We start from the raw sequence: 6,290 nt of genomic DNA, 5'->3' as shown, positions 1-6,290 counted from the left end.
ACATACCTTAAATTACCTTCTGTAGACACAGGGGTAACTATGCCATCATAGTTTAAATTCTTTCTTCACCTTAACCCCCTTATTCTATGAAAAGACATTACCTTAACAAGCTGCTGCTATTGCTGCTTTTTATGGTGCCTTTTGCGTTATCTGCGCAAACAACAGTACAAGGCACTGTAACTGATTTTGGCTCCGGCCGGGCGCTGCCCGGTGTGAGTGTGGTGGTGCCCGGTACCACAATTGGTACGAACACCGATGCTGAGGGCAATTATGTTATCACCCTACCGACCTCAACAGGCAAACTCACTTTCTCTTTCCTGGGGTACACCTCGCGTACTTATGACGTAAGCCCCTCAGTAAAAGTGCTGCAGGTGCAGCTTAAGGAAAACGTAACAAACCTGAACGAAGTAGTAGTGACCGGTTTGGCTACCACTGTGAAGCGGGCGAATGCAGCGAATGCTGTCTCAACAATTAACACGCGTGAAATTACCGGCATTACAACGCCACAAACAATGGACGCGGCTATAAGTGGTAAGCTGGTAGGGGCTAACGTTATATCTAATTCCGGAGCACCAGGAGGCGGTATCTCTATGAAGCTAAGAGGTATCACATCCATATTCGGTAACTCGCAGCCACTCTATGTGGTGGATGGTATCATTATGGATAACTCCTCTATTTCAGCAGGCCTTAATGCTGTAACAGGAGCAAGTGGTGGTGGAAGCACATCAACTCAGGATAACGCCTCTAACCGTATTGCTGACCTTAACCCCGATGACATAGAAAATATCGAGATCCTGAAAGGTGCTTCAGCGGCTGCCATTTATGGCTCCTTAGCCTCTGCGGGTGTTGTTATCATTACTACTAAACGTGGGTCTGCCGGTAACACCATCATCGACCTATCGCAGGATGTGGGATTTGCTAAGGCTGCTAACCTGCTGGGGATGCGCACACTTAATGAGGAGCGTGTAGAGGCTTCATTCGGTGCCAGCGCTGTGCCTGCGTTTATAGCTGCACGAGACGCTGGCCGCCTGATTGACTATGAGAATGAGCTGTATGGTAACACGGGTATGTTGTACAGCACACGGCTTAACGTAAGCGGAGGTAGTGAAAAGACGCGTTTTTTTGTCGGTGGTTTATTACAGGATGAAGAGGGAATTGTTAAGAATACGGGTTATGAGAAAAAATCTCTCCGTTTTAACCTCGACCATACCATTTCTAAACGTTTTGATTTTAGCCTTAGCTCAAATTATATCAACTCTATTGCCAAGCGCGGTTTAACTAATAATGATAACCAAGGCGTTTCTTTTGGTGTAGCGCTTTCCTCCACACCCAGTTTTGTTGATCTGTTCCCGAACGAGGCAGGCCTGTATCCAAACAATCCTTTTGGTGCATCAAACTTTTTGCAGACCAGAGACCTGATGACGAATGAGGAAAACACAGACCGTTTTTTAGGAGGCTTAACCTTAAATTCTTATCTACAGGAGAGTGAAAAGAGTAACACTAAACTTGTTATCAGAGCAGGTCTGGACTTTTACAACCTGCGTACCAGGGCCTTGTTCCCAAGGCTGCTTCAGTTTCAGGCAAACGGAAACGGTACAGGTGGGGCATCTATCCAGGGTAATAACTACAACCTGAATACCAACTATGCAGCCTTCTTGGTAAATAACCTTAACCTGGCAGATAACACGCTCTTTTTTACCACTACTGTCGGGGCCACAAGAGAAAACTTTAACCAGGACCTGACGCTTAACGTGGCAACTCAGCTAATCGGCACACAGGATAATCTGGATCAGGCTGGTGCAGTAAGTGTAGAGCAGACACAGCTAATAGTGCGTAACAAAGGCTTCTTTATGCAGGAAGAGGTAAACTGGAGAGACCGCATCATAGCCACTGCAGGTCTGCGGCTCGACAAGTCGTCCAACAACTCAGACGTGAACGAGTTTAATGCTTTCCCGAAAGTGTCTTTAGCCTTGAACCTGACTAATTTTAACCTGTGGAGCGACGAGAAATTTAACATGGTTAAACTACGTGCTGCCTACGGTGAGGCAGGTGGTTTCCCTCCGTTTGGGGCTAAGTTTACATCTCTTGTAGCTTCTAACATTGGCGGAAGCCCTGGCCTGCTAGTTACCACCCAGCGAGGCAACCAGGATATAAAACAAGAGCGGCAGAAAGAGTTTGAAACAGGCTTTGATATAGGTATTTTCAATAACAGAGTGCTCTTCGAAGCCACTTATTATATCAAAACAGTGTCGGACCTTATTTTGATAAGAAACACACCGCCAGCCTCTGGTTTTACCACTCAGGTAGTGAATGCCGGTGAACTCCAGAACAAGGGCGTGGAGCTATCGTTAAGCACAGTGCCCATAGAAACAACCGGATTCAAATGGGACTCTAAGCTGAGCTACTGGACCAATGAATCAAAAATCACTGAATTGAATGTGCCAGCTTTTCCGCTTGGTGCCTTCGGTAACACATTGGGCACTTTCTTTATAGAAGAAGGTAAATCAGCCACTCAGATAGTAGGCATAAAAGGCGAGGAAGGTGTCGTGAAATTAGGGGATGCAACTCCTGACTTTCAAATGAACTTTCATAACTTCTTTACTATCAAGCAGAACCTTACGTTCTCTTTTCTGCTGCACTGGAAAAAAGGAGGGCAGAACATCAACCTTACTCAATTGCTGACAGACCTTGGTGGTACTTCGTTTGACTATGACGATGATGACAATGGAGATGGTGTTTCTAACGCTGCCGAGCGGGTTAATTTAGTAGGCGTGTCTGCAGAGCCTTTTGTGCAGGATGCTTCCTACCTTCGGTTGCGCGAAGTAGGTGTTTATTATAGCTTACCTGTCACCATGCTGAAGAGTACCTTCGGAGGTCTTGTGCGGCAAATACGCATTGGTGCATCGGCAAACAATATCCTGACTTTTACCGACTACAATGGCTATGACCCTGAAGTATCCAACTTTGGAGGGAATGGACTTTCAACAGGTGTGGATGTAACCCCGTTCCCTTCGTCGAGGCGTTACTTCTTTCATTTCTCTATCGGGTTTTAATTCTTAAGTATGAGCGTTATGAACAACTATATAAAGCAACTAAAATATAAGCCGTTGCTGGCGCTTCTGGCAATAGCTATTGTGCTGCCTTCCTGTGAGCTGGATGATATTCCTGATCCTAATAACCCTACCATTGAATCTGTATTGCAGAATGCTACTGTAGATGACTTAAACAATCTTGTGGCAGGTACAGAGTCAGGCATGCGTGGCGGCATTGGTACGTATTATGATAACGTAGGCGTGATTGGGCGAGAGCATTACCGTTTCTCTGGTGCTGATCCGCGCTTTACCTCAGACCTGTTAGGTGCAGCAAATGCAACACTGGATAACAATACGTTTTATACAACTACTCCCTGGTCGTCGCGCTACCGCGTAGTGAAGAACACCAATATACTGATAGAGGCTGTAGGCAATACAGAGTTAATTTCAGAAGAACAGCGGCAAGGTTACCTGGGGTTTGCTAAAACTATCAAAGCCCACCAATTGCTGATGAACCTGACAATGATGTATGAAAATGGTATCCGTATTAACGTAGATGATCCTGATAACATCGGCCCTATTGTAGACCGGGCTACGGCTCTTGCTGCAATATCCGAGCTATTGAATGAGGGCGCCGCACATTTAAGACAGGCAGGTGATAGCTTTGCATTTCCGTTGGCAGGGTTTGATGATGCCACCACCACTGATGCAGATGACCCGGAGCCATTTAGCAGCCCTGCTGGCTTCTTAAAGTTTAACCGTGGTTTAGCTGCCCGTGTGGCTGTTTACCGCGAAAACTATGCAGAGGCATTAACCATACTTCCTGAATCGTTCTTTAGCTTGAATTTGCCTTTTGATGTGGGCGTATACTATGTTTTCGGAACAGGATCAGGAGATCAGTTAAACCCGCTTTATACAGCTCAGAATGCGGCAGGGGAGGTTCGTATAGCACATCCCAGCTTTGTTTCTGACATAGCCCCAAACGACAACAGAGCATCTAAAGTAGCCAGGCGTAACGAACCCGCTACACAGAGCGGGCTTACTGGCCAATATGATGTGGTGGTGCACTCCAACAGAACAGACCCCGTTTCTATTATCCGAAACGAAGAACTTATACTTATCTACGCCGAAGCCAATATCCAAACCGGTGACCTAGGCGAGGCAGTGAGAGCGTTAAACGTGATTCGCACAGGAAATGGGTTGCAAACTTATACTGGCCCAGTTACAAGAGAAGCATTGATAAATGAGATGCTATACCAGCGCCGCTACTCCTTGTTCTTTGAAGGCCACCGCTGGGTAGACCTTCGCCGTTATAACCGCTTAAATGAACTGCCGATTGATAGGGCAGGAGATGATGTGTGGGTAAGTTTCCCTATTCCTTTTGCCGAAAATACCTAAAGCTTAGTGCCTGCCATAGAAAAGGGAGCCGAATCAGGCTCCCTTTTTATTTTTTCGCTTTCCAGGTTTTGCCGCAGTTATAGCAGGTATACTTGCGGCTGAGAAAGGGGAGCGGGAACCCCAGAAACAAATAGCTGATGGAGAAAACCGTCTTGTTATACTTTTCTTCGCTGATATTATCAGACCCACAATGCGGGCACGTTTGTACCTCCACATGCTCCTGCATTGGAGGCGCCATTTCTATGGTGTCATAATCAAAGAGGTTGTCGCCCTGGCGTATGCGCGTAAGTATAGCCTGGGCCTCTTCTACGTCCTGTTCTGTTACCCGCAGCTTAACGCCACCTACTGCAGCAGAGTAAAAAGGTTGTGCACCGATAATGTGCTCATCTCCTAAAAAACAAAGTATGCCCTCCGACTCAAGCCGGCCTTTTACAATATGGGCTTCAGTAGCCTCATTAAAAGTAGCAATGGTAACCAGGCGCTCTGCCATAGAATGTATTTATTTTTTAGGAGGAAGATCAAAGGCTTCGGCTTCATGCTCAAAATGACCTTTATGAGATCCGTCGCAGAAAGGTTTGTTGCTAGAGAGGCCGCAGCGGCAGAACGATACCAATGTGCGGCCACCCAGGTCATAGTTATTGCCGTTCTTGTCTACTACCTCAAAGTCTCCGTCTACGCGTAGCGAGCCATTGCTCAATACTGTTATTTTTGTTTTAGCCATGATATTTCAAGTGATTTCATCCAATATACTCAATTCTGGCAACATGTTTATACTTGGTAAATAGCGGACGGCAGAACAGTAGAACAAAAAACGGCTCCGGAGTTATACTCCGGAGCCGTTTTTATGTAGCTACTACTAGCTTAGTTGCTGTAAAGGTACTTGTATGTCTGGTTTTTACCGTTTGGTGATGCCACCGCCTGTGTCAGAGGATAACCACGCTCATCATACGTATAAGTGTAGTTATACTTGTATGTTTTTTTGCTGTTATGCACTTCTGTAACAGCAGCTACCAAGTTGTTCGGGCTACTGGCTGTGCCTGGCTCGGCTAGCTCATGAAATGGATTAACGCTGGAGTCATACGAGTAGGTGGTGGTAGAGAAAAGCTTTGCATCGCTTTTATCATCAATGATAAACTGCTTTTCCTGCGCATAATTTCCGTTCGGAAGCACCTCGTACAGTGTGTAAGATTTTACAGCAGCCTTCTCGTTGTCAGTGCCTTCAAACACAGTTTTCTTTTCCAGATAGTTCTTTGCATCATATTCATACGTTGCAAAACCCTGGTACTCTACCTTGCTGCCATTGTAGTAAGACATTTCTGTTTTTACGAGGCGGTTGTTGGTATTGTAGTGGTACACCTGCTCTGAAAGCAAGGCGTGAGTGCCTGCACCATGCATCGTGCTCTTAACAACCTTGCCTTTAGAGTCTCGCTCATACTTTTCGAAAGACTCCAGATCACCAGTTTCTACATTGTAGTGGTTGATCTGGCTAAGCTGTTTGCCTGCAAAGTTGTAAGAAGTAACTTCCGCAGAGTCGGCCAGAATGTGAGAGATTACTCCCTGCTCCATTACTGGGTCCATTGATTCGTGCTCTTGCTTTTCGCACGAGCTAAGTGCTACCACGCCAAAAAATAATACGGCGGGTATAAACTTGTTTCTCAGTTTCATTGGGCTAAAAGTTGATGTGATGAAACAATTCTTACCGTCTAACCTTTATTCGGTAATTTGCCCTGAGAACGCAGTATGTTTTAAATAAATTGCACTTGCTGTAAAAGAATATTAGAAGCGGTTACTGATTTTGTTATCGATATTGTGTGTAAACAGTTGATTTTTAATTAATTGAAATTGTTTTAGATGCTTTTA

General features: G+C 45.5%; 5 protein-coding genes. 2 read left to right on the top strand and 3 right to left on the bottom strand.

The window, feature by feature from the left end:
* Positions 1-86: 86 nt before the first annotated feature.
* Both ACFQ2O_RS18960 and ACFQ2O_RS18955 read left to right on the top strand, forming a co-directional pair.
* The gene (locus tag ACFQ2O_RS18960; RefSeq protein WP_377531671.1) at positions 87-3,053 is read left to right on the top strand and encodes a SusC/RagA family TonB-linked outer membrane protein; all 2,967 of its coding nucleotides are present in this window, start codon (positions 87-89) and stop codon (positions 3,051-3,053) included.
* Between the two features lie 18 nt (positions 3,054-3,071).
* Positions 3,072-4,430, top strand: a complete 1,359-nt coding sequence (locus ACFQ2O_RS18955) for a RagB/SusD family nutrient uptake outer membrane protein (RefSeq protein WP_377531668.1) — start codon at positions 3,072-3,074, stop codon at positions 4,428-4,430.
* Between the two features lie 46 nt (positions 4,431-4,476).
* Here ACFQ2O_RS18955 and ACFQ2O_RS18950 read toward each other — a convergent pair whose 3' ends face one another.
* The 3 genes from ACFQ2O_RS18950 to ACFQ2O_RS18940 form a co-directional block, all read right to left on the bottom strand.
* Complete coding sequence (locus ACFQ2O_RS18950; RefSeq protein WP_377531665.1) at positions 4,477-4,920, bottom strand: putative signal transducing protein; 444 nt, start codon at positions 4,918-4,920, stop codon at positions 4,477-4,479.
* A 9-nt stretch (positions 4,921-4,929) separates the two neighbouring features.
* Positions 4,930-5,151, bottom strand: a complete 222-nt coding sequence (locus ACFQ2O_RS18945; protein WP_377531663.1) for a CDGSH iron-sulfur domain-containing protein — start codon at positions 5,149-5,151, stop codon at positions 4,930-4,932.
* 140 nt (positions 5,152-5,291) lie between these two features.
* Complete coding sequence (locus ACFQ2O_RS18940; RefSeq protein ID WP_377531661.1) at positions 5,292-6,095, bottom strand: hypothetical protein; 804 nt, start codon at positions 6,093-6,095, stop codon at positions 5,292-5,294.
* Positions 6,096-6,290: the final 195 nt, after the last annotated feature.

The sequence above is a fragment of the Pontibacter rugosus genome (assembly GCF_042678745.1).
Classification (GTDB): Bacteria; Bacteroidota; Bacteroidia; order Cytophagales; family Hymenobacteraceae; genus Pontibacter; species Pontibacter rugosus.
Note: the sequence above shows the minus strand (reverse complement) of the source record. Positions and strands in the feature narration are given on the sequence as shown.